Genomic DNA, 19,441 nt, shown 5'->3' with positions numbered 1-19,441 from the left:
TCGGTAGCCATGTCGGTAGCCATGCAAGTAACAAAAAAGCCGCACAAGGCGGCTTTCATTGTCTGGCGTCCCCACGGGGATTCGAACCCCGGTACTCACCGTGAAAGGGTGATGTCCTAGGCCTCTAGACGATGGGGACATGATCGGTACACTTTGAATATGTTGACTTGGCGTCCCCACGGGGATTCGAACCCCGGTACTCACCGTGAAAGGGTGATGTCCTAGGCCTCTAGACGATGGGGACGTCGTAAAAGCGTGCGCGAATTGTAGCATGGTAAAAGCTTGAAAATCAAGGCAACGCCATGCGAGGACTCATCCAAAATGCGTCATGCGCGTGAGGAAAGTATAGTCGCCCTCCACCATCATCAGCCACACCAGAACGATGAGCGCGGACGGCGGTATCAGGATGGTGTAGATCAGCGCCAGCCGCTCCCACTTCAGGTGCATGAAATAGGCCACGATCAAGCCGGCCTTGGCCGCCATCAGCAGCAGGATCAGGGTCCAGCGCAGATAGCCTTGCAGGTGGAAAAAGTCGACCGCGTAGGAGAAGGCGCTGAGCACGAACAGCAAGCCCCATATCTTGAAGTAGACGCCGATCGGATGCTGCGTGTGCTCGGTCACGGTGGCCATGGCCCCTCCTCCCTACCACAGGTAGAACAGCGCAAAGATGAAGACCCACACCAGGTCCACGAAGTGCCAGTACAAGCCGGCGATTTCTACAATGTCGTATTTGCCGCCGTGCGCTTCGCCGCGGCTGCGCTCGTAGTGCCCGCGCTGCACGCGGCGCGCCACGATGAGCAGGTAGATCACGCCAGCCGACACGTGCAGGCCGTGAAAGCCCGTGATCATGAAGAAGCAGGCGCCGAACTGCGCCGCGCCCATGGGATTGGACCAGGGCCGCACGCCTTCATGGATCAGCTTGGTCCACTCGAACGCTTGCATGCAGACGAACATTGCGCCGAACACGGCGGTGATGAGCATCAGCCGCGCAGCCACGGCGCGCTCGCCCCGGTAGGCGTAGTTGACCGCCATGGCCATGGTGCCGCTGCTGGTGATCAGCACGAAAGTCATGATGGCGATCAGTATCAGCGGCAGATTGGTACCGGCTATGGTCAGCGCGAACACCTCGCTGGGATTGGGCCAGGCGGCGGTGGCCGACAGGCGCACCGTCATGTATCCGGTAAGAAAGCTGCCGAAGATGAAGGTGTCGCTGAGCAGGAAGATCCACATCATCAGCTTGCCCCACGGCACCTGGTAGGCGACCTGGTCGGCCGAGAAGTCGCTGACCAGGCCCTGCAAGCCGTCACTCGGCGTATTCATGGTTCACCTCGCTTGCGGCGGCCGGATGCCGACGCTTTCACACACCACCTGCACCAGGTCCGGCGTGACCAGGAACAGCAGCGCAAACAATCCCAGCCACAGCAACAGCAAGAAATGCCAGTAACGCGCGCACAGCGCGGCATGCGCTGCGAAGGTGGCGAACGCGGCCTTGCCGCGCCTGGCGGAGACGCCGGCCAGGAGCGCCGCCACCAGGCCGCCGCACACGTGCAGGCCATGCAAGCCGGTCAGCAGGTAGAAGAAGCTGCTGGCCGGATTGCCGTTGACGGTGACGTTCATGGCCGTCATGGCTTGCCAGGCCCACAGCTGCACCGCCAGGAAGGCCAGCGACAAGGCGCACGCCAGCAGCCCCGCGCGCCGGGCCGCACCGTCGCCTGCCGCGCCGGCCCTGGGTCCGCGCTCGATGTCCGCGCTGTCCGTCCAGTCCGCCATACGCGCCCTGCCCTGCTGCGCCGCGCGCCGCGCCAACTCCCACGCTGCGCTGGCAAGCGCCAGCACCGCCGTGCTCAGCCACAGCTGCCACGGAATGTAGCGCAGCGGCTGCCAGTCGGCCGTCGCCATCCGCATCACGTAGGCGACGCTGAACAGCATGAACAGCGACGTCACCACCGCCATGAAGACCCACAGGCCGACCTTGCGCGCGCCGGGCCCGTCCGGTCCATCCCGTCTGGCCAACCCGCCCTCGCCGGCGCCGCCCGCCATCGGCGCCTGCATGCCGGACGCGGCGCTCACGCCACACCTCCGCCGGCCACTGGCCGCGCGCCGGGGATGCCGCCCGGGGATCCGGCCGGCGCACCGGGAGGATCATCGTCCGGCCCCACGTTTTGCGCAATGTAGTCGCTGTCGCCGGTCTGCTGGCCATAGTCGTACGCGCCGCGGTACACCACCGGCAGCTGCGGCCCCCAGTTGCCGTGCGCCGGCGGCGTCTGCGGCGTAAACCACTCCAGGCTGGCCGCGCGCCACGGATTGCCGTCCGCCACCTTGCCCTTGAAGGTGCTATGGGCGAGATTGAAGATAAACAGCAACTGCGCCACGCCCACCACCAGCGCGGCGATGGTGATGAACTCGTTCATCAGCTGCGCCGACGGCGGGATGAAGGCGTAGTTGTCATAGGCGTAGTAGCGGCGCGGCATGCCCAGCACCCCGAGATAGTGCATGGGGAAGAAAATCGCGTAAGCGCCCAGGAAGGTGATCCAGAAATGCAGCCTGCCCAGGGTGTCGTTGTACATGCGGCCGCTGATCTTCGGGTACCAGTGGTAAATCCCGCCGAACACCGCCAGCACAGGCGACACGCCCATCACCATGTGGAAGTGCGCCACCACGAAATAGGTGTTCGACAGCGGGATATCGACGCTGACATTGCCGAGGAATAGCCCGGTCACGCCGCCCAGCACGAAGGTGCTGATGAAGCCCAGCGCGAACAGCATGGGCACGGTCATGTGTATGTCGCCGCGCCACAGGGTCAGCGTCCAGTTGTAGACCTTGATGGCGGTCGGCACCGCGATGATCAGGGTGGTGGTGGCGAAGAAGAAGCCGAACAGCGGATGCATGCCGCTCACGTACATATGGTGCGCCCACACGACGAAGCTCAGCCCGCCGATGATCACGATGGCCCACACCATCATGCGGTAGCCGAAGATGCACTTGCGCGCGTGCACGCTGATCAGGTCGGAGATGATGCCGAAGGCGGGCAAGGCCACGATATACACCTCGGGGTGGCCAAAGAACCAGAACAGGTGCTGGAACAGCAGGGGGCTGCCGCCCTGGTGCGCCAGGTGCTGGCCCATGGACACGACGGCCGGCATGAAGAAGCTGCTGCCCAGCGTCTTATCGAACAGCATCATCACGCCGCTGACGAACAGCGCGGGAAAGGCCAGCAGCGCCAGGATGGTGGCCACGAAAATGCCCCACACGGTAAGCGGCATGCGCATCAGCGTCATGCCGCGCGTGCGCGCCTGCAGGATGGTGGTGACGTAGTTCAGGCCGCCCATGGTGGCGGCCGCGATGAACACCACCAGCGAGATCAGCATCACGATGATGCCCCACTCCACGCCCGGCGTGCCCTGCAAGATCGCCTGAGGCGGATACAGCGTCCAGCCTGCGCCGGTGGGCCCGCCGGGCACGAAGAAGCTGCCGATCAGGATCAAGACCGACAGCAAATAGAACCAGAAGCTGAGCATGTTCAGGAAGGGAAACACCATGTCGCGCGCCCCCACCATCAGCGGGATCAGGTAGTTGCCGAAGCCGCCCAGGAACAGCGCGGTCAGCAGGTACACCACCATGATCATGCCGTGCATGGTGATGAACTGGTAGTAGCTGGACGCGTCGATGAAGGAGAACTTGCCGGGATAGCCCAGCTGCAGCCGCATCAGGTCCGACAGCACCAGCCCGATCAGCCCCACCACGATGGCCGTCAGCGCGTACTGCACCGCGATCACCTTGTGGTCCTGGCTCCACACGTACTTGGTGACCCAGCTTTGGGGGCCATGGTCGTGGCCGCCATGGTGGTCACCGTGCCCATCGTGCCCGCTGCCGTGTCCGTTGCCATATGCCATCGCAACCTCCGCCTTACTTCACAGTCTTGATGTAGTCCACCATTGCCGCCAGCTCCGCCTCGGTGTGCGGCTGCTGCGGCATGATGGGTGGGAAACCGCGCACGATGGCCGCCTTGGGATCGGCGATGGACTGCTTCAGGTAGGCATCGTCCGCCACGGCGCTCTTGCCGCTGTCCAGTGTTTCAGTCTTGCCGTACAAGCCCTTCCAGGTCGGCCCCACGCCGGGACTGCCGTCCACGCTGTGGCAGGCCATGCAGCCGCGCGCCTGCGCCAGCAGCTTGCCTTGCGCAGCCGTATCGCTGGCCGGCGCGCTCTCGCCGGCGCCGGCCGTGCCGGCCGCCGTGCCTTCCGCGCCCGCCGCGCCGGCGCCGGCGGCAGCGGCGGCAACCCCGGTGCCGCCCGCCGCCCCGGCCCGCATCCTGGCCGCGAAGGTCGGCTGCGCCGCCAGCCATTTCGCATACGCCGCGTCGTCCTCGACCACCACGTAGCCGCGCATATTGGCGTGCCCGATGCCGCACAGCTGGGCGCACATCACTTCGAAGCGGCCGGTGCGCGTGGGGGTAAACCAGAACGACGTGACCATGCCCGGCACCATATTCATGCGGGTGCGGAACTGCGGCACATAGAAGTCATGCAGCACGTCCTGCGAGCGCAGCAGCACCTTGACCGGCCGGTCGAGCGGAATGTGGATTTCCTGCGTGTCGACCAGCACGTCGTCCTGGCCGTAGGGATCCTTGGCGTTCACGCCGAAGGGGTTTTCGGGGCTGATGTGGGTGACGTCGGTCTGCCCCATGCGGCCGTCCTTGCCGGGCAGCCGGTAATGCCATTGCCATTGCTGCCCCATCACTTCGAACTGCATCGCATGGTCCGGCGCCGTGATCAGCTTGGCATACACGTCCAGGCCGGGCGCCAGCATGATGACGATGCCCACCGTCGTCACGCCGATCAGCCACCATTCGAGCTTCTTGCTGCCGTGCTCCGCGGACGCGCGCACGCCGTCGCGGTGACGGAACTTGATCACCGCGTAGGCCACGAACAGATTGATGATGACGAAGATGGCGCCGGTAATCACCAGCGTCAGCATCAGGGCGTCGTCCATTGCCTGCCAGTTCGACGCCAGCGGAGTGAGCCACCATGGGCTCCAGAAGTGGAACGCAAGCGTACCCACCACGATCAGGATCAAAGCCAGTGCCAACGCCATAAGCCGCCCCGTTTCTGTCAGATGTTTCGCTCTAAGCCATGTGCAACTGGTGCCCTACAACATGCTCAACGAACCACGCAACAACGGTGCTGATTACGGTTTTTCCATCCTGCGGTAAATATAGGCGGCCGACATGCCGAACACCACATGGCCCACTGCGGTCGCCCAGCCGCGCATCTCGGCGAACCACGAGAACGCGCCGGACATGCCGTAGAAATTCAGCACGTACAGCACCAGCCCGAATACCGCGCCGGCCAGCAGCACCATGCCGGTACTCGAATCGAGCTGGAACGGCGCGATGATGGCTGCCAGCATGATGCCGAACATGATGCCGAGCACATAGTGGACCACCAGCGCGGCCGCCAGCAGGCCGAATATATAGCCGGTGGACTGCAGCGCCTCCCAGCCGAGCACCATGGCGGCGACCATGTGCGTCACCTGCCACGGATCGGGCACGCCCGCCAGCGCGGCCCAGGCCACTTCCAGTACCATGAGGATACCGCCGGCGCCAAAGCCGGCTACCGCCGCGGCCGCCCAGTCAGGCTGGCGCGCCACCCAGCGGTGCGAGTGCATATGGAGTTCCATGTCCGTCTCCCTTTTGATAGGCGGCTACGGTGGCCACCCTCGTCCAGTGTAGAACAGTTTCGCCAACATGCAATCTCGTTAAGCTTGTGCGCAGATACAGGACAATGAGAGGGGAAACCGGCGTGCGAGAACGAAAAAAGCCGCCCGTGGCAGCTTGCTTGTCGACTAACTGTGATGTTTGCCAGAACTGGCGTCCCCACGGGGATTCGAACCCCGGTACTCACCGTGAAAGGGTGATGTCCTAGGCCTCTAGACGATGGGGACCTGGAACTTCCGATGTGCTTCTGCGCTGTTGGTGGAGGTAAGCGGGATCGAACCGCTGACCTCTTGCATGCCATGCAAGCGCTCTCCCAGCTGAGCTATACCCCCGTTTGCGCGAGAGACAAGAGTATAGCAGAGGCGCCGTATTATGCAAATACCCTTTTGCAACTTTGCCCCTGCTTCAAGAAATAAATCAGAGGAACTTTGACATGCGCGCCACAACCGTGTCGCGGCCGAAGATTTCCAGCACCGCGTCGATGGCCGGCGTCTGCAGCTGGCCGGTGACGAACAGGCGCAGCGGCATGGCGATCTGCGGCATCTTCAAGCCGTGCGCGGCCAGCACTTCCTTGATCATGGCGGCCAGCGCGGCCTTGTTCCACTCCACGGTTTTGCAGCGCTCGGCGAAGTCGGCCAGCGCCGGCTGGACGGCGTCGGTCACGTGCTGGGCCAGCAGCGCGGCGTCCGGCTGCGGCGCGCGGTAGAACAGCATGGCGGCATCGGCCAGCTCGTTGACCGTATTGGTGCGCTCCTTCAGCAAGCCCAGCACCACCGGCAGCGCCGGCGCGCCGTCGAACACGGCGCCGCCGGCCAGCATGCGCGGCTTGGCCAGTCCGGCCAGGCGCGCATTGTCGGCCTGCTTGATATAGTGGTTGTTCAGCCAGTTCAGCTTTTCAATGTTGAACTGCGCGGCCGAGTTGCTCAGGTGCGTGCCGTCGAACCATGCGCACACCTGCTCCATCGAGAACACTTCGTCGTCGCCGTGGCTCCAGCCCAGGCGCGCCAGGTAATTCAAAATGGCTTCCGGCAGATAGCCTTCCGCTGGATACTGCATGACGTTGACGGCATCCTTGCGCTTGGACATCTTGGCGCCGTCCGAGCCCAGTATCATCGGCAGGTGGCCGTACTGCGGCAGCGGCGCACCAATGGCGCGCAGGATGTTGATCTGGCGCGGGGTGTTGTTGACGTGGTCGTCGCCGCGCAGGACATGGGTGATTTCCATGTCCAGGTCGTCGATGGCAACGCAGAAGTTGTACGTCGGCGTGCCGTCCGGACGCGCGATCACCAGGTCGTCCAGTTCTTTATTGCCGATGGTGATGGTGCCTTTGACGAAATCGTTCCACGTCACTTCGCCGTCCAGCGGGTTCTTGAAGCGCACCACCGGCTTGCGCCCTTCCGGGATGGCGGGCAGGGTCTTGCCTGCCTCCGGACGCCAGGTGCCGTCGTAGCGCGGCTTTTCGCCGGCCGCGGCGGCCTTGTCGCGCATGGCCTGCACTTCTTCCGGCGACGAGTAGCAATGGTAGGCCGTGCCGGCGGCCAGCATCTGGCCCACCACTTCGCGGTAGCGGTCCATGCGCTGCATCTGGTAGAACGGACCTTCGTCATGATTCAGGCCCAGCCAAGCCATGCCTTCGATGATGGCCTGCACCGCTTCCGGGGTCGACCGCTCCAGGTCGGTATCCTCGATGCGCAGCACGAAGGTGCCGCCGAAGTGGCGCGCGTAAGCCCAGGAATACAGCGCGGTGCGGGCGCCGCCGAGGTGCAGATAGCCGGTCGGGCTGGGAGCGAAACGGGTACGGACGGGAGTTGCAGGTGTGGTGGTCATCTCTGGACTGAAGCAAATGGATTAAACGGGTATTTTAACCCGCTATGGTTATATACTCGAACCAAACCACTACAAAGGAGCCCGCCTTGCATCCACGCACCCGCCTGTACGCCGCCATCGGCCTGCTGTCCGCCCTGCCGGCAATGACCGCCATGACCGCCTTCGCTGCGGAAGATCCGCTGCAGCAGCGCATCGCCAGAGTGGAACAGGGCTTGCTGCCGGCCATCGCGCTGGAAGGCGCACCGCCGGCCCGGCGCAAGCTGGCCGACGAGATGGCGCGGCTGGGTGTGCCGGGCGTGAGCATCGCGGTGATCCATGGCGGCGAGGTTGAATGGGCCAAGGCCTACGGCGTGGTCACGCCGGGCGGCGCGCCGCTGACCACCTCCACGCTGTTCCAGGCCGCCTCCATCAGCAAACCGGTGGCCGCCATGGGTGCACTCAAGATGGTGGAGGAAGGCAAACTGGAGCTGGACCGCGACGTCAACAGCTACACCGCGCTGTGGAAGCTGCCCAAGGACGCCGACAACAACCCCGTCACGCTGCGCCAGCTGCTGTCGCACACGGCCGGCACCACGGGGCACGGCTTCCCCGGCTACGCCGCCGGCGCGCCGCTGCCGACGCTGGTGCAGATCCTGAACGGCGCCAAGCCCGCCAACACCGGCGGCGTGCATGTCAACGCGCGCCCCGGCAGCCGCTGGCGCTACTCCGGCGGCGGCTACCAGGTGGTGCAGCACGTGATGACGGAGCGCAGCAAGACGCCGTTTGCCGACCTGATGCAAGAGAAGGTACTCAAGCCGCTGGCGATGACGGACAGCACCTTCGCCCAGCCGCTGCCGCAGCCCCTGCTGGCGCGCGCCGCCCTGCCGCACGACCGCAGCGGCAAGCCGATTCCAGGCGGCCCGCACACCTATCCCGAGCAGGCTGCGGCCGGCCTGTGGACCACGCCGTCCGACCTGGCCAAGTTCGCCCTTGAAACGCGGCGTTCGGCCGCCGGCCAGTCCAACGCGGTGCTGTCGCAAGCCATGACTTATCTGATGTTGACGCCGGTGATGCAGAACTATGGACTCGGCCTGGGCATCGAGGGCGACGGCCAGACGCAAAGCTTCGGCCACGGCGGCTCCAATGCTGGCTATCGCGCGCGCATGACAGCCTATACGGAGCGCGGCGACGGCATCGTGGTCATGACCAACGGCGACGGCGGGGATGAGCTGGCGGGCGCACTGGTGCGCGCGGTGGCGGCGGAATACGGCTGGCCCACCATGGGCGCCAAGGTGCGCCGCAATGTGGCGCTGACAGCGGATGCGCTGGCCACGCTGCCGGGCAGGTATGTGATTGCAGGCGAGGGCTTCACCATCCGGCGCGCGGGCGACGGGCTGGTGGTCGAACTGGGGAACGGAACCAGCGAAACGCTGCTGGCGGCGCCGAGCGGTAGCTATTTCATGCAGTCCCGCGAAGCAGAGCTGCACTTCAGCGGCAAGGATGCCGGCCGTTACACGCACGGCACGACCGAGATACCGTTTACCCGCGCCAAGGATTAAGCGCCGGTCTGGCGGGCCGGGCGCGGAGCGCCCCAACCCGCCAACGCGGCCGCTTACTTGACCGTCACGTTGATCGTCTTGCTGGCGCCCGGGCCATAGGATTGGTGGGCGCCGTTGGCGAACTGCATGGTCAGCTTGTATTGTCCGGGCGGCAGCTTCACCTCGGCTTCAGTCTGGCCTTTGCCGAAATGCAGGTGCGTGTCGTCGAAGGGAATCGATTCGCCGGCCTTGATGCTGCTGCCGTTGATGATCAGGTGGTGGTGGCCGGTGTTGGCGGCCATCTCGCCGGCCGGCTTGACTTCCATGCCGCTGACCGAGAACTTCACCTTGAACGGGCTGCCGACCACCGCGCCGTCGGCCGGCTCGGCGAAGGACACCGCCTGCGCCGCAGCGCCAAAACTGGCGCCGCCCAGTGCCAGCGCCAACAAGGCGCGCTTCAGGAATTTCTGCATAAACTCTCCTAATCGTTGTTTCCCATCGTTGGATTACTTCTTGCCGAGTATCGGCCCTGCGTATTTCATCACCAGGCCTTTGGGACCGACCGCCCAGCCCACGGCGGGCGATGCGAAGCCGACCGTGTTCACCGGCGTGCGGTCCAGGATGACCCAGCTTTTGCCGCCGTCGTTACTGTAGCCGGAACCGGCCAGCCCGGCCGCCACGAAGGCGTCCGCCGCGCCGCGCACGGGCACCACCACAGACATGTAACCGGTCGGCAGGATGGGGGCGGGGCTCCAGCTGGCGCCGCCGTCTTCGGTGCGGGCGCCGTTCACGGTCGCCATCGAGGTTTCCTTGTAGTCGCCGCCGGCCGCCAGGCCCACTTTGCCATCGCGGAAGCCGACCGAGAAAATGCCGCGCGCGGGCGCGCCGGCCGGCATCGGCACCGCCGAGGCGCGCCAGGTGCGGCCACGGTCGGAAGAATGGAATACGCGGGCGTGCTCGGCGCCGCCGGTGGAAAACCAGGCGTCGGTACTGCCGGCCACCGTCAGGCAAGTGCCGCTGGCGGCAAACGCGCCCTCATTGGGTAAGGACGCCAGTCCTTTCGCGTCGGCCACCGGCTGCCAGGTGGCGCCGCCGTCCGCCGTCAGCAGCACCTGGAAGGCGCCCTTGACCGGGTCGCCGAACACGATGCCGTGTTTCGCGTCCCAGAAGGCGATCGCATCCCAGAAACCTTCGGCGTCGGGATTGGTGATCTGCAGCTTCCAGCTCGCGCCGCCGTCCGTGGTGCGGTAGATGCGCGAAGCCGCGCCGGGGCCGGCGCTCATGGCGATGGCGGTGTTCGCGTCCACGGCGTGGATGTCGCGCAAGTCCAGCTTGTCGGCGTCGGGCACGGACCGCTGCTGCCAGGAGACGCCGTCCACCGTGCGCAGCACCGTCCCCTTGGCGCCGCTGGCCCAGGCCACAGTCTCGCTCACCACGGACAGGCCGCGCAGCTCGGCGCTGGTGCCGCTGGCCAGCGGCTGCCAGCCCGCAGCCTGCACCAGCGCCTGCCCCACGGCCGAAGGCGGCGGCAACGGCAAGCCGCGCGGGGCGCCGGCCGCGTCCTGCGCCATGGCGCATCCCGGCACGGCGAACGCCGCCAGCGCCAGCGCCGCCACGGATGCCACGGACGCCAGCCCGGCACCTGCGGCCTGCGCGGCGCAGCCCGCCGCCGGCGTTGAGCGCCTAATCATTCTTGATCACGATGCTGGGGAACTTGCTGGTCATGTCCTTCGCCTTTTCCGCGACTTTTACCGCAATTTTGCGGGCGATTTGCTTGTAGACGGCGGCAACCGGGCCGTCCGGCTCGGCCACCACGGTCGGCTTGCCGGAGTCGGTCTGCTCGCGGATGGCCATCGTCAACGGCAGCGAGCCGAGGTACTCGGCGCCGAAGTCGGCGCACATCTTGGCGCCGCCGCCATGGCCGAAGATATGCTCCTCATGGCCGCAGTTCGAGCAGATATGCGTGCTCATGTTCTCCACCACGCCCAGGATGGGGATGCCCACCTTTTCGAACATCTTCAAGCCCTTGCGCGCGTCCAGCAGCGCAATGTCCTGCGGCGTGGTGACGATGACCGCGCCGGTGACCGGCACTTTCTGCGACAAGGTCAGCTGGATATCGCCGGTGCCGGGCGGCATATCCACCACCAGGTAGTCCAGGTCGCGCCAGTTGGTCTGCTCCAGCAACTGCTGCAGCGCCTGCGTGACCATCGGACCGCGCCACACCATGGGCTCGTCCGGATCGATCATGAAACCGATCGACGACACCTGCAGGCCATGGTTTTCCAGCGGCTCCATGGTCTTGCCGTCCTTGCTCTCCGGGCGGCCGCTGATGCCCAGCATCATCGGCTGCGACGGGCCGTAGATGTCCGCGTCCAGCACGCCGACCGACGCGCCTTCGGCCGCCAGCGCCAGCGCCAGGTTGACTGCCGTGGTCGATTTGCCAACACCGCCCTTGCCGGAAGCCACCGCGATGATGTTTTTCACGTTCGGCATCAGCTTCAGGCCGCGCTGCACCGTGTGCGAAATGATCTTGCTGTATACATTAGCGGACACCTTGCCCACGCCCGGCAGCGCCGCCACGGCGTCCGTCACGCTGGCGCGGATGGCGTCCACCTGGCTCTTGGCCGGATAACCCAGCTCGATGTCGAAGGAAACGTCGGCGCCGTCCACCTTCAGGTTGCGCACTTCCTTCGAGGTGCAGTAATCCTTGCCCGTGTTCGGGTCTGTAACTTTAGACAATGCCGCTTTGACGTCTTCTACCGTGATGCTCATCTGAATCTCCGTAAGTGATCCCGCAGTCTAGCGCAAAATAGACAGAAAAACAGCGTGCCGTCCCCGTCCCGGTGCGCATCGGCGGCCAGCGCTGGTAAAATGCTCTTTTTCCCACCAACAAAGTGCATCAATCATGACCCGCAAGCTGTTCGTCACTACTGCCCTGCCCTACGCAAACGCTGCCTTCCACATCGGCCATATGATGGAGTACATCCAGGCCGACATCTGGGTCCGTTTCCAGCGAATGCAGCGCGAAGGCGACGGTCTGCGCGAAGTGCACTTTGTCGGCGCCGACGACACCCACGGCACGCCGATCATGATCGCTGCCGAAAAAGAAGGCATCACGCCGCAGGAATTCGTGGCCAAGATCGCCGCCGGCCGCGCGCAGTACCTGGACGGCTTCCATATCGCCTTCGACAACTGGTATTCGACCGATTCGCCGGAAAACGTGGAGCTGTCGCAAGGCATCTACCGCAAGCTGCGCGACACCGGCCTGATCGCCACCAAGATCGTCGACCGCTTCTTCGACCCGGTCAAGGGCATGTTCCTGGCCGACCGCAACATCAAGGGCGAATGCCCGAAGTGCGGCGCCAAGGACCAGTACGGCGACAATTGCGAAGTGTGCGGCGCGGCCTACCAGCCGACCGAACTGGTGAATCCGTTCTCCGTGTTCACCAACGCCACCCCGATCCTGAAGCCGTCGGAGCAGTACTTCTTCAAGCTGTCCGACCCGCGCTGCTTCGAGTTCCTGCGCGACTGGCTCAACACGCCCGGCCGCTTGCAGCCGGAAATGGTCAACAAGGTCAGCGAATGGCTGGGCGAAGCCGGCGAGAAGCTGGCCGACTGGGACATTTCGCGCGACGCGCCCTACTTCGGCATCCCGATCCCGGACGCGCCGGGCAAGTTCTTCTACGTCTGGCTGGACGCGCCGGTCGGCTACCTGGCCAGCCTGAAGAACTACTGCGAGAAGAAAGGCATCGACTTCAACGCACTGCTGAACGACGAAGGCACCGAGCAGATCCACTTCATCGGCAAGGACATCGTGTCCTTCCACCTGCTGTTCTGGCCGGCCATGCTCAAGTTCGCCGACCACCCGGTGATCGACAAGCTGAAAGTCAACGTGCACGGCCACCTGACCGTCAACAACGAAAAGATGTCCAAGTCGCGCGGCACCGGCATTTCGCCGCTGCGCTACCTGAACCTGGGCATGAACCCGGAATGGCTGCGCTACTACATCGCCTTCAAGCTGAACGCCAAGGTGGAAGACCTGGACTTCACCGGCGACGACTTCGTGGCCCGCGTGAACTCGGACCTGATCGGCAAATACGTCAACATCGCCAGCCGCTGCGCCGGCTTCATCAACAAGAAGTTCGACGGCAAGCTGGCCTCCAGCCTGTCCGACAACGCCATGGGCTGGATCAAGCGCGCGCTGAGCACCGCCGACGGCGCCGAGCGCCAGGCCAGCATCGCCGCCAACTTCGAGAACCGTGAATTCGGCAAGGCGCTGCGCGAAATCATGGAGATCGCCGACGTCACCAACCAGTACGTCGACGAGAACAAGCCATGGGCGCTGGCCAAGGACGAGTCCAAGGCCGCCGCGCTGCACGAGGTGTGCACCACCGCGCTGATCCTGTTCCGCCAGCTGACCATCCTGCTGTCGCCGGTGCTGCCGGGCGTGGCCGCCAACGTGAGCCGTTTCCTCAACGACGACAAGCTGGTCTGGGCCGACACCGGGCTGGCCTCGGGCGCGGCCTTCCAGCCCATGCTGGGCCGCACCATCGGCGCCTACAACCACCTGATGACCCGCGTCGACGCCAAGATGATCGAAGACCTGTTCGACGCGCAGAACCAGATCGCCGCCGCCGCCAGCGCGCCGGCGGTTGCCGCAGCCAAGCCTGCCAAGGCGCCGAAAGCGCCGCCGCTGGAACCGCTGGTGGCCAAGCACGGCGTGGAAGCGCTGGCGCCGGAAATCGCGATCGACGACTTCATGAAGGTCGACCTGCGCATCGCAAAAATCGTCAATTGCGAGCACGTGGAAGGGTCGGACAAGCTGCTGCGCCTGACCCTGGACGCAGGCGAAAGCCGCCACCGCAACGTCTTCTCCGGCATCAAGTCGATGTACCAGCCGGAAGACCTGATCGGCAAACTGACGGTACTGGTGGCCAACCTGGCGCCGCGCAAGATGAAGTTCGGCATCTCGGAAGGCATGGTCATGGCGGCTTCGGCGGCCGATGAAAACAGCAAGCCGGGCATCTACATCCTGAACCCGTGGCCTGGCGCCGAACCGGGCATGCGCATCCGCTAAGCATATGAACATAGTCGTACGTGAAGCAACGGATGACGATGCCAAACTGATTGCCGAGCTCACGCGCGCCGCGTGGGCCGGCAAGGTCAGCGTCACATCCAGTGGCCACCGTGAAACCGCCGTACTCGTCACGCAGCATTTGCGCGACGGCGGCGGTTTTATTTTACTGGTGGACGACGTGCCGGTGGGTTCGGTGCGCTGGCTGCCGCTGGAAACGGAAACCCACATCCGGGAAATCCTGCGCATGGGCGTGCTGCCCGCCTGGCGCGGCAAGAACATCTCCCAGCACCTGCTGGAAGCGGTCATCCACCATGGCCTGGAAACCGGTGTGGAAGAACTGCGCATGGCGGTGCGCGCCGACCAGCCCAAGCTGATCGACTTCTACACCGCCTTCGAGTTCGAACTGGCGGAGGAGCTGGAATATACCCACGCCAACCCGCTGGAACCGGCGCCCTTTGTCATGCGGCGCCTGCTGAAGTACTGACGCGCTAGAACATGTGCCGCAGCCCGAGGTTGAAACCGCGGTTGCCGGTGCCGCCCTCGATGGCGCTGCCCACGGTGTAGCCGGCGCCGTTCTTGTTGCGCAAATAGGCGTACACCGCGTACACGTCGGTGCGTTTCGACAGGTAGTGGCGATAGCCCGCCGCCAGCTGCTCCGCGTCCTGGTTGAAGCGGGTCTTGTCGTCCTTGCGGATGTACGAGCCCAGCCACACGCCCGCCCCTTGCGGCACGCTCACCCCCAGCAGCACCGCCGTACTGTCGATGGACGGCACCGGCGCGGCGGCGTAGCCGTACGGGTTGGCCAGGTTGCGCGGCAAGGCGCTGTTCAGGCCCTTGTCCACACCGTATGCGAAGTGGGCCTTGAGGAAGACTGCATCGTATAGCGCCGTCAGCACCGTGTTCTTCGCATTGCCGGTGTTGTTCAGCGCGGCCGTGTCGTTGTTGCGGTTGTGGTGGGCCAGGCGCAGCACCAGCGGGCCGGCGGCGTACGCCAGCGCAGCGCCGAACTGGCGCTGCGCTGTGCTGTCGCCGGCCACTTCGCCCACGCCGTACACCACTTCCGCATTGAAGCCCTTGAACACCGGCGACGCATACTTGACCGCGTTGTCCATGCGGCTGGCGCTGTTGCCGGTGGCCGCCATCAGGTTCTTGGTGTCGCCCGCCGTGCCGGAGCCGAACGGGTCCGCCGCGGCCACCGCCAGGTACTGCGGCGTGTACTGGCGGCCCAGGGTCAGCGTGCCGGCGTGCTTGCTGTGCAGGCCCACATAAGCCTGGCGGCCGAACAGCAAGCCGCCCTGCCCCATGGCGCCGGTGTCCGCCTGGAAGCCGTTCTCCAGCAGGAAGACGGCCGACATGCCGCCGCCCAGGTCTTCGGTGCCCTTGAACCCGAGGCGCGAACCGGCTTCCACCCCCGATGTGAGCCTGGTGCTGCTGGCCGCGCCGCCGCTTTCGCGCACCAGCGCCACGTCCACAATGCCGTACACCGTTACGTTGCTTTGGGCGACAGCCGCCCCTGCCGATGCGCCCAGCATGAGCGCAAGCATGGTCTTCTTCATTTTTTGTCCCTGTTTTTAGGTGGCTCCGCGATGAAGGCGGGATAGCGAGCCTGGCCATCCCGCCTGTATGGCGCTTACGAACCGAAGCCGCCGCCGCCCGGCGTTTCAATGGCAAACACGTCGCCGGCTTTCATGTCCGCCGTGTGGGTGGCGCCGAACTCCTCGATGGAGCCGTCGCCGCGCTCCACCCAGTTGCGGCCCAGCGCGCCCGGCGCGCCGCCCTGCAGGCCGAAAGGCGCGATGCGGCGGTGGCCGGCCAGGATGTTGGCCGTCATCGCTTCCAGGAAGCGGATGCGGCGCAGCGCCCCGTCGCCGCCCTGCCGCGCGCCCTTGCCGCCGCTGCCGCGCCGGATGGCGTGGGTCTCCACCAGCACCGGGAAGCGCCACTCGAGCACCTCCGGATCGGTCATGCGCGAGTTGGTCATATGGGTTTGCACGGCGGCCGTGCCATCGAAACCCGGTCCGGCGCCGGAACCGCCGGCGATGGTCTCGTAGTACTGGTGCTGATCGTTGCCGAAGGTGAAGTTGTTCATGGTGCCCTGCGAGGCCGACATCACGCCCAGCGCGCCGTACAGCGCATCGGTGACGTACTGCGACACTTCGACGTTGCCCGCCACCACCGCCGCCGGATAGCGCGGATTGAGCATCGAGCCTTCCGGGATAATGAGCTTGAGCGGCTTGAGCACGCCCTCGTTCATCGGGATGTCGCTGTCGATCAGCGTGCGGAACACGTACAGCACGGCCGCCTTGCAGACCGACAGCGGCGCATTGAAGTTGGTCGGGCGCTGTTCGCTGGTGCCGGTGAAGTCCACCGTGGCGCTGCGGCTGGCATGGTCGATGGTCAGCCGCACCTTGAGGATGGCGCCGTCGTCCATTTCGTAGGCGAAGCTGGCGTCGCGCAGGCCGCCGATGGCCTTGCGCACCGCCGCTTCGGCATTGTCCTGCACGTGCTGCATATAGGCCAGCACCACGTCCTGGCCGTAGGTGGACACGGCTTTCAGCAGCTCGTTGGCGCCGGTTTCGCAGGCGCCCAGCTGGGCGATCAGGTCCGAGATGTTCTGGTCGATATTGCGGCTCGGCCAGGGGCCGGCCCCAAACAGGCCGCGCACCAGCGGCTCCAGGAATACGCCCTTGTCGACGATCTTGATGTTGTCCAGCAGCACGCCCTCTTCCTCAATGGTGGTGCTGTTGGGCGGCATGGAGCCGGGCGTGATGCCGCCCACGTCGCCGTGGTGGCCGCGCGCGGCGACATAGAACAGCGGCTCGGGGCCGTCGCCATGCACCGGGCATACCACGGTAATGTCCGGCAGGTGGGTGCCGCCGTTGTAGGGCACGTTGAGCACATAGGCATCTCCCGGCGCCATGCTGGCCGCATGCTCGCGGATCACGCACAGCACGCTGTCGCTCATGGAACCCAGGTGCACGGGAATATGCGGCGCGTTGGCGATCAGGTTGCCGTGGCTGTCGAAGATGGCGCAGGAGAAGTCCAGGCGCTCCTTCATGTTGACCGAGTAGGCGGTGTTCTCCAGCGTGGTGCCCATCTGCTTGGCAATCGCCATGAACAGGTTGTTGAAAATTTCCAGGTGGATCGGGTGCACGGCGGTGGTCATCCGGTGCGCGCTGCCGGCAGCGGCCACGCGCTCAAGCAGCAGCGTGTGGTCCGGCAGCACCCGCGCGCTCCAGCCGGCGTCCACCACCGTGGTGGCGATCTGCTCGCGGATCAGCGCCGGGCCGGCAATGCGGCTGCCCACCGGCAGCTCGGCGCGCACGTGCAGCGCAATCGGCACGGTCCGGCCGTCGACGTAGCTGTCAACGTAGCTGTCCGCGCTCCTGGCGCCCTCGCCGCCCTCGCCGCCCCCGGCGGCGGGAACCTCGATGACGAAGCTGGCGCCGCCGCCGGCGCCGATGGCTTCGGCCGACACCGACTCGATCACCAGCGGCTGGCCTTCCATGACGAAGCCGAAGCGCGCGCGGTACAGCGCCGCGAACGACGCCGACATCTCTTCCACGCTGCCCAGCGCGATCACGAAGGCCGAGTCGCTGTCCTGGTATTTCAGGCGCGCGCACAGTTCAACACGGATGTCTTCCTGCGCCACCTGCTGCTCCAGCAGTTCGGTGGCGGCCTGCTTGGCCAGCGCGACCAGGCGCGGCTGCAGCGCGTCCAGCACTGCCTCCGTCAGCGGCTGCTCGACGGCGCCTTCGCGCATGGCGCGGATATCGGCCAGGCCCATGCCGAAGGCCGACAGCACGCCGGCAAAGGGATGGATCACGATCTTGGTCATGCCCAGCACGTCGGCCACGCGGCAGGCATGCTGGCCGCCGGCGCCGCCGAAGCAGCACATGGCGTAGCGGCTCACGTCGTAGCCGCGTTCGACGGAAATCGACTTGATGGCCTGCGCCATATTGTCCACCGCCACCGCCAGGAAGCCGTCGGCCACGGCCGAGGGCGACAGCCGGGTGCCGGTTTCGCGTTCGATCTTCTGCGCCAGCTCGCCGAAGGCGCGCGCCACTACTTCGCGGTCCAGCGGCAGGTCGCCGCTGGGCCCGAACACGTGCGGGAAGTGCTCCGGCTGGACCCGGCCCAGCATCACGTTGCAGTCGGTGACGGTCAGCGGGCCGCCCTTGCGGTAGCTGGCCGGGCCCGGGTTGGCGCCGGCCGATTCCGGCCCCACCTTGAAGCGGCCGTTCTCGAAGCTGCAGATCGAGCCGCCGCCCGCCGCCACCGTATGGATATGCATCATCGGCGCGCGCACCCGCACGCCGGCCACCACGGTTTCAAACACGCGCTCATAGGCGCCGTCGTAATGCGCCACGTCGGTCGAGGTGCCGCCCATGTCGAAGCCGATCACCTGCTGCAGGCCGATCGCCTCGCAGCTCTTGACCGCGCCGACGATGCCGCCGGCGGGGCCGGACAGGATGGCGTCCTTGCCCTGGAAGCGGGCGGCGTCGGTCAGGCCGCCGTTCGACTGCATGAACATGATGCGCACGTCCCCGGTGTCGGCCGACACCCGCGACACGTAGTCGCGCAGCACCGGCGACAAATAGGCGTCCACCACCGTGGTGTCGCCCCGGCCGACGATCTTCATCAGCGGGCTGACCTGGTGGCTGACCGAGATCTGCGCAAACCCGGCTTGCTCGGCCAGCGCCCGCAGGCGCTGCTCATGCTGCGGGTAGCGGTAGGCATGCATCAGCACGATCGCAATGGCCCCGATGCCCTGCTCGCGCAGGCCGGCGAACTGGCGCCGCAGCTGCGCCTCGTCCGGCGCCTGCAGCACTTCGCCGTGGGCGCCGATGCGCTCGTCGATCTCGATCACCTGCTCGTAGATCAAGTCCGGCAGCGCGATGCGCATGGCAAAGATGTCCGGCCGGTCCTGGTAGCCGATGCGCAGCTGGTCGGCGAAGCCGCGCGTGATGGCCAGCGCGGTACGCGCGCCCTTGCGCTCCAGCAGCGCGTTGGTGGCGACGGTGGTGCCCATCTTGATCACTTCGATCTGTTCGGCCGGCAGCGGATCGCCGGTTTTCAGGCCCAGCAGGTCGCGCATGCCTTGCGTCACGGCGTCTGCATAGCGTTCGGGATACTCGGACAGCAGCTTGTGCGTGACCAGCTTGCCGTCCGGGCGGCGCGCCACGATGTCGGTGAAGGTGCCGCCCCGGTCTACCCAGAACTGCCAGCGGAGTTGTTGCGCACGGATGTCGTTTTTCATGGTGTTGCCTCTGTTATTTCTTGGTTTCTGAAGTTCTTGATTTC

At 65.6% G+C, this 19,441-nt stretch carries 15 protein-coding genes and 4 tRNA genes; 3 read left to right on the top strand and 16 right to left on the bottom strand.

The genetic code is table 11. The annotated features are described in order from the left end of the window. Positions 1–63: 63 nt before the first annotated feature. The 11 genes from AC6H42_RS16115 to gltX form a co-directional block, all read right to left on the bottom strand. Positions 64–139, bottom strand: a tRNA-Glu gene (locus AC6H42_RS16115). Between the two features lie 29 nt (positions 140–168). Continuing rightward, positions 169–244: transfer RNA gene (locus AC6H42_RS16110), tRNA-Glu, on the bottom strand. A gap of 68 nt (positions 245–312) precedes the next feature. Beyond that, the gene (locus tag AC6H42_RS16105) at positions 313–630 is read right to left on the bottom strand and encodes a cytochrome C oxidase subunit IV family protein (RefSeq protein ID WP_497548473.1); all 318 of its coding nucleotides are present in this window, start codon (positions 628–630) and stop codon (positions 313–315) included. 12 nt (positions 631–642) lie between these two features. Beyond that, positions 643–1,320 carry a heme-copper oxidase subunit III family protein gene (locus AC6H42_RS16100; protein ID WP_057157974.1) on the bottom strand — a complete coding sequence of 226 codons (678 nt, stop codon included), beginning with the start codon at positions 1,318–1,320 and terminating at the stop codon, positions 643–645. A 3-nt stretch (positions 1,321–1,323) separates the two neighbouring features. Then, entirely contained in the window at positions 1,324–2,070 is a 747-nt protein-coding gene (locus AC6H42_RS16095; RefSeq protein ID WP_497548472.1) for a cytochrome c oxidase subunit 3, read from the bottom strand. Continuing rightward, a complete protein-coding gene (locus tag AC6H42_RS16090) occupies positions 2,067–3,893 on the bottom strand; it encodes a cytochrome c oxidase subunit I (protein ID WP_497548471.1) in 1,827 nt (608 codons plus the stop codon). The genes AC6H42_RS16095 and AC6H42_RS16090 overlap by 4 nt, the downstream gene beginning before the upstream one ends. A gap of 13 nt (positions 3,894–3,906) precedes the next feature. After that, the gene (locus AC6H42_RS16085; RefSeq protein WP_057157973.1) at positions 3,907–5,094 is read right to left on the bottom strand and encodes a cytochrome c oxidase subunit II; all 1,188 of its coding nucleotides are present in this window, start codon (positions 5,092–5,094) and stop codon (positions 3,907–3,909) included. Between the two features lie 93 nt (positions 5,095–5,187). Beyond that, positions 5,188–5,679 carry a hypothetical protein gene (locus AC6H42_RS16080; RefSeq protein ID WP_057157972.1) on the bottom strand — a complete coding sequence of 164 codons (492 nt, stop codon included), beginning with the start codon at positions 5,677–5,679 and terminating at the stop codon, positions 5,188–5,190. 188 nt (positions 5,680–5,867) lie between these two features. Further along, a tRNA-Glu gene (locus AC6H42_RS16075) sits at positions 5,868–5,943 on the bottom strand. A 29-nt stretch (positions 5,944–5,972) separates the two neighbouring features. Further along, a tRNA-Ala gene (locus AC6H42_RS16070) sits at positions 5,973–6,048 on the bottom strand. An 85-nt stretch (positions 6,049–6,133) separates the two neighbouring features. After that, positions 6,134–7,543 (bottom strand): glutamate--tRNA ligase, encoded by a 1,410-nt coding sequence (gene gltX / locus AC6H42_RS16065; protein ID WP_497548470.1) that lies wholly within the window; start codon positions 7,541–7,543, stop codon positions 6,134–6,136. Between the two features lie 86 nt (positions 7,544–7,629). Here gltX and AC6H42_RS16060 point away from each other — a divergent pair, with 86 nt between their 5' ends. Then, positions 7,630–9,081 carry a serine hydrolase domain-containing protein gene (locus AC6H42_RS16060; protein WP_497548469.1) on the top strand — a complete coding sequence of 484 codons (1,452 nt, stop codon included), beginning with the start codon at positions 7,630–7,632 and terminating at the stop codon, positions 9,079–9,081. A 53-nt stretch (positions 9,082–9,134) separates the two neighbouring features. Here the strand turns inward: AC6H42_RS16060 and AC6H42_RS16055 are convergent, their stop codons facing one another. The 3 genes from AC6H42_RS16055 to apbC are packed head-to-tail and all read right to left on the bottom strand — an operon-like array spanning position 9,135 to position 11,832. Further along, on the bottom strand, positions 9,135–9,533 hold the full coding sequence (locus AC6H42_RS16055) for a DUF4399 domain-containing protein (protein ID WP_497548468.1): 399 nt from the start codon (positions 9,531–9,533) through the stop codon (positions 9,135–9,137). 33 nt (positions 9,534–9,566) lie between these two features. Then, positions 9,567–10,751, bottom strand: a complete 1,185-nt coding sequence (locus tag AC6H42_RS16050; RefSeq protein ID WP_057157970.1) for a WD40/YVTN/BNR-like repeat-containing protein — start codon at positions 10,749–10,751, stop codon at positions 9,567–9,569. Then, positions 10,744–11,832, bottom strand: coding sequence for an iron-sulfur cluster carrier protein ApbC (apbC, locus tag AC6H42_RS16045; RefSeq protein ID WP_057157969.1), 1,089 nt, complete (start codon positions 11,830–11,832; stop codon positions 10,744–10,746). The genes AC6H42_RS16050 and apbC overlap by 8 nt, the downstream gene beginning before the upstream one ends. Before the next feature lie 133 nt (positions 11,833–11,965). Here apbC and metG point away from each other — a divergent pair, with 133 nt between their 5' ends. After that, complete coding sequence (gene metG / locus AC6H42_RS16040) at positions 11,966–14,137, top strand: methionine--tRNA ligase (RefSeq protein WP_497548467.1); 2,172 nt, start codon at positions 11,966–11,968, stop codon at positions 14,135–14,137. Positions 14,138–14,141: 4 nt separating this feature from the next. Next, positions 14,142–14,621, top strand: coding sequence for a GNAT family N-acetyltransferase (locus AC6H42_RS16035; RefSeq protein WP_497548466.1), 480 nt, complete (start codon positions 14,142–14,144; stop codon positions 14,619–14,621). Between the two features lie 4 nt (positions 14,622–14,625). Here the strand turns inward: AC6H42_RS16035 and AC6H42_RS16030 are convergent, their stop codons facing one another. Together AC6H42_RS16030 and AC6H42_RS16025 are read right to left on the bottom strand one after the other, a co-directional pair. Next, positions 14,626–15,693 (bottom strand): porin, encoded by a 1,068-nt coding sequence (locus tag AC6H42_RS16030; RefSeq protein ID WP_497548465.1) that lies wholly within the window; start codon positions 15,691–15,693, stop codon positions 14,626–14,628. Positions 15,694–15,767: 74 nt separating this feature from the next. Then, a complete protein-coding gene (locus AC6H42_RS16025) occupies positions 15,768–19,397 on the bottom strand; it encodes a hydantoinase B/oxoprolinase family protein (RefSeq protein ID WP_497548464.1) in 3,630 nt (1,209 codons plus the stop codon). Positions 19,398–19,441 lie beyond the last annotated feature (44 nt).

The sequence above is a fragment of the Massilia sp. NBRC 108631 genome (assembly GCF_059704565.1).
The sequence above is the reverse complement of the archived record's forward strand: the minus strand, read 5'-3'. Positions and strand labels throughout refer to the sequence as shown.

What these genes read in the sequence shown, in the direction of transcription:
- AC6H42_RS16105 (WP_497548473.1), bottom strand. Translation starts at nt 630, where the DNA reads ATGGCCACCGTGACCGAGCACACGCAGCATCCGATCGGCGTCTACTTC.
- AC6H42_RS16100 (WP_057157974.1), bottom strand. Translation starts at nt 1,320, where the DNA reads ATGAATACGCCGAGTGACGGCTTGCAGGGCCTGGTCAGCGACTTCTCG.
- AC6H42_RS16090 (WP_497548471.1), bottom strand. Translation starts at nt 3,893, where the DNA reads ATGGCATATGGCAACGGACACGGCAGCGGGCACGATGGGCACGGTGAC.
- AC6H42_RS16085 (WP_057157973.1), bottom strand. Translation starts at nt 5,094, where the DNA reads ATGGCGTTGGCACTGGCTTTGATCCTGATCGTGGTGGGTACGCTTGCG.
- AC6H42_RS16080 (WP_057157972.1), bottom strand. Translation starts at nt 5,679, where the DNA reads ATGGAACTCCATATGCACTCGCACCGCTGGGTGGCGCGCCAGCCTGAC.
- gltX (WP_497548470.1), bottom strand. Translation starts at nt 7,543, where the DNA reads ATGACCACCACACCTGCAACTCCCGTCCGTACCCGTTTCGCTCCCAGC.
- AC6H42_RS16055 (WP_497548468.1), bottom strand. Translation starts at nt 9,533, where the DNA reads ATGCAGAAATTCCTGAAGCGCGCCTTGTTGGCGCTGGCACTGGGCGGC.
- AC6H42_RS16050 (WP_057157970.1), bottom strand. Translation starts at nt 10,751, where the DNA reads ATGATTAGGCGCTCAACGCCGGCGGCGGGCTGCGCCGCGCAGGCCGCA.
- apbC (WP_057157969.1), bottom strand. Translation starts at nt 11,832, where the DNA reads ATGAGCATCACGGTAGAAGACGTCAAAGCGGCATTGTCTAAAGTTACA.
- metG (WP_497548467.1), top strand. Translation starts at nt 11,966, where the DNA reads ATGACCCGCAAGCTGTTCGTCACTACTGCCCTGCCCTACGCAAACGCT.
- AC6H42_RS16035 (WP_497548466.1), top strand. Translation starts at nt 14,142, where the DNA reads ATGAACATAGTCGTACGTGAAGCAACGGATGACGATGCCAAACTGATT.
- AC6H42_RS16030 (WP_497548465.1), bottom strand. Translation starts at nt 15,693, where the DNA reads ATGAAGAAGACCATGCTTGCGCTCATGCTGGGCGCATCGGCAGGGGCG.
- AC6H42_RS16025 (WP_497548464.1), bottom strand. Translation starts at nt 19,397, where the DNA reads ATGAAAAACGACATCCGTGCGCAACAACTCCGCTGGCAGTTCTGGGTA.